At 65.6% G+C, this 3,096-nt stretch carries 2 protein-coding genes and 1 pseudogene; 2 read left to right on the forward strand and 1 reads right to left on the reverse strand.

Features of this window, described 5'->3' with window-relative positions; translation table 11 throughout:
* Positions 1 to 1,421 (reverse strand): annotated as a pseudogene (locus LQV45_RS22960) (amino acid permease); the annotation flags it as partial.
* A 142-nt stretch (positions 1,422 to 1,563) separates the two neighbouring features.
* Between LQV45_RS22960 and LQV45_RS22965 the strand changes: the two are divergent.
* Both LQV45_RS22965 and panD read left to right on the forward strand, forming a co-directional pair.
* Entirely contained in the window at positions 1,564 to 2,514 is a 951-nt protein-coding gene (locus tag LQV45_RS22965) for a LysR family transcriptional regulator (RefSeq protein ID WP_230008973.1), read from the forward strand.
* Positions 2,515 to 2,604: 90 nt separating this feature from the next.
* A complete protein-coding gene (gene panD / locus LQV45_RS22970) occupies positions 2,605 to 3,033 on the forward strand; it encodes an aspartate 1-decarboxylase (protein WP_230008974.1) in 429 nt (142 codons plus the stop codon).
* Positions 3,034 to 3,096: the final 63 nt, after the last annotated feature.

The following is a 3,096-nucleotide window of genomic DNA, read 5'->3' on the forward strand; positions in this document are numbered from 1 at the left end:
GGTCAGGGGGCGGTGCATCTCCACGATCTCCTCGTGCCGCGGGCTGTCAGGGTTCATCAGCGAGTGCCTGCGGCCGTACGTGAAGTAGATGATCAGGCCGACGATGAGCCAGACGACGAACCGCAGCCAGGTCTCCCAGTGCAGCTGGAACATCAGGAAGAGCGAGGCAAACACGCCGAACGCCGGAACCACGGGCATCAGCGGCAGCCGGAACGTCCGCGGGGCGTCGGGCTTCTTGTAGCGGAACACGATCACCGACACACAGACGACGACGAACGCGGCCAGGATGCCGATGTTGGTCAGGTCCGCGACGGCCTTGATCGGGAGGATGCCGGCCAGGATTGCGGCCCCGACGCCGGCGATCCAGGTCACGCGCTGGGGCGTGCCGTTCCGGTCCGTCTTCGAGAACCAGCCGGGCAGCAGGCCGTCGCGGCTCATCGAGAACCAGACGCGGGTGACGCCGAGGAGGAAGGTCAGCATCACGGTGAGGATGGACAGAACGGCGAACACGGAGATGATCGTCGCGATCACCGGAAGGCCAACGCTGTTGAAGGCGGAGGCGAAGCCGGCCTTGGGGTCGATCTCCGTGAAGTTCTGCATGCCGGTGAGCACCAGGGTGGCGGCGGCATAGAGCAGCATGGCGATGACCAGCGAGAGGATGATCGCCTTGGGCATGTGCTTCTTGCCGTCGGTGGCCTCCTCCGCCGCGGTACTCATGGCGTCGTAGCCGAACACCGCGAAGAACACCGTAGCGGGTTGTAGTTGTTGGTGTTCACGTAGAAAATGCCCAAGCCGATGATGAACAGGATCAGCAGCACCTTGATGCCGACGGCGATCAGTTCGAAGCGGCCGAAGGTCTTGGTGCCGCGGGAGAGGATCCAGGTCACGAGCAGGCAGACGAGGATCGCGGGAAGGTTGATGATGCCGCCGGTGCCTTCATCCGGCGTCGCGGTCATCCAGGCGGGCATATGGATGCCGATACCGGAGAGGAACGCGTCGAAATAGCCCGAAATACCGATGGCCACCACGGCGACGATGGCGATGTACTCCAGCAGCAGGTCCCACCCGATGAACCAGCCGATGATCTCGCCGAGGGCAACGTAGCCGTAGGTGTAGGCCGAGCCCGCCCGCGGGATCATTCCTGCGAACTCCGCGTAGGACAGCGCCGCGGCGGCGGATGCCAGACCGGCGATCAGGAAGGAGATGAGCACGGCCGGTCCGACTCCGGGCTCGGACTCGCTGCCGTGGGCCACAAGGCCCGCCAAGGAGAAAATGCCGACGCCGATAATGCCGCCGACGCCGATGGCCGTCAACTGCCAGAGCCCCAGGCTCCTGTGCAGACCGCTGTGTTTGTTTTCTTCCTCGATGTCGTCGATGGGCTTGCGCCGCATGATCGACTGTGACAAATCCCGTGTAGCCATGAGGGCCTCCTGCTTAGGTGCGGTGCCCATCACTCCACCCTGTGATGGGGCTTATCGAGTGAGAACAGTATGCAAGCCCGGTTGCATTAGATAAAGTGAATTCTCTTAATGAATAACCGTCAGGATTCACAAAGGAATAGAGATGCTCGACGTCCGGCGTTTGCGACTGTTGCGCGAACTGAAGATCCGGGGCACTTTGGCCGAAGTGGCCGAAGCGCTTCAGTACAGCCCGTCGTCAGTCTCGCAACAACTGGCCCTCCTTGAGAAGGAGGCCGGGGTGGAGCTCCTCCGCAAGACCGGGCGCCGGGTGCAGCTGACCCCGCAGGCCGAAGTCCTGGTGGCCCACACCTCCCAGCTCCTGGAGACCCTCGAGCAGGCGGAGGCGGACCTGGCCGCGTCGCTGACCACGGTCACCGGCACCGTGCGGATTGCGGTGTTCCAGTCTGCCGCGCTGGCGCTCATGCCGGACACCCTGACCAGAATGACCGCCAGCTACCCGGAAGTCCGGGTCGAAATGACCCAGCGGGAACCGGAGACGGCCCTGCACGAGACGTGGGCCCGCGACTTCGACCTCGTGATCGCCGAGCAGTACCCGGGCCACGCCGCCCCGCACTACGCCGAACTGGACCGCGTGGCCCTGACCCGCGACGCCATCCGGCTCGCCGTTCCGCCCCCCTCGCCGGACCGCGGTCCCATCAGGACGCTGGCCGATACCGCAGGGCTGGCCTGGGTGATGGAACCCCGCGGAGCGGCCTCCCGGCACTGGGCCGAGCAGGCCTGCCGGAGCGCCGGGTTTGAGCCCGACGTCCGCTTTGAAACCGCCGACCTGCAGGCCCAGATCCGGCTGATCGAATCCGGAAATGCGGTGGCCCTGATGCCCGACCTCGTGTGGACCGGCCGCGGCACCAGCGCGCAACTCCTGGACCTGCCCGGGGATCCGCACCGTACGGTGTTCACCTCGGTGCGGCGCTCGAGCGCCAGGCGGCCCGCACTGCTGGCGGCCCGGGAAATCCTGGCGGTGACGGCGGCATCCATCGTGCCGGCGTCGGCCGCGGGCGTCCTCGGTCCGGCCCCCGTGGACCGGCCCGCGTGACTTCCGGCATGTGGAACCGCGCGCGTAACGGCCCGCGCCATGTGCAGTGGGCCACAGCGGGCGGTGGCCCCGCGTTAGACTGATGTCGTTATGAATCGCACAATATTCAAATCCAAGATCCACCGCGCGACGGTCACGCACGCGGACCTGCACTATGTCGGATCCGTCACCGTGGACCTGGATCTGCTGGAGGCGGCCGACATCCTGCCCGGGGAGCTCGTGGCGATCGTCGATGTCACCAACGGCGCCCGGCTCGAGACATACACGATTGCCGGCGAGCGCGGTTCCGGCGTGATCGGCATCAACGGCGCCGCCGCCCACCTGATGCATGAGAACGACATCGTCATCCTCATCACCTACGCCCAGATGACCACGGAAGAGGCCAAGGCGTACAACCCCAAGGTGGTCCACGTTGACCATGACAACAAGATTGTCCAGATCGGCAACGACCCCGCCGAGGGCATGACACCCGGGCTCATGCGTCCGCCGCACTCGCTGAACAACGCCGCGCTCAACTAGCGGCAGCGCGCCGTCGGGCGTAATAGGACAGCCCGCGGAATAAAGCTGATTACTCTGGACGGG

The organism is Microbacterium sp. Bi128, assembly GCF_918698205.1.

Coding starts and splice junctions, on each gene's coding strand:
- panD (WP_230008974.1), top strand. CDS start 2,605: ATGAATCGCACAATATTCAAATCCAAGATCCACCGCGCGACGGTCACG.
- LQV45_RS22965 (WP_230008973.1), top strand. CDS start 1,564: ATGCTCGACGTCCGGCGTTTGCGACTGTTGCGCGAACTGAAGATCCGG.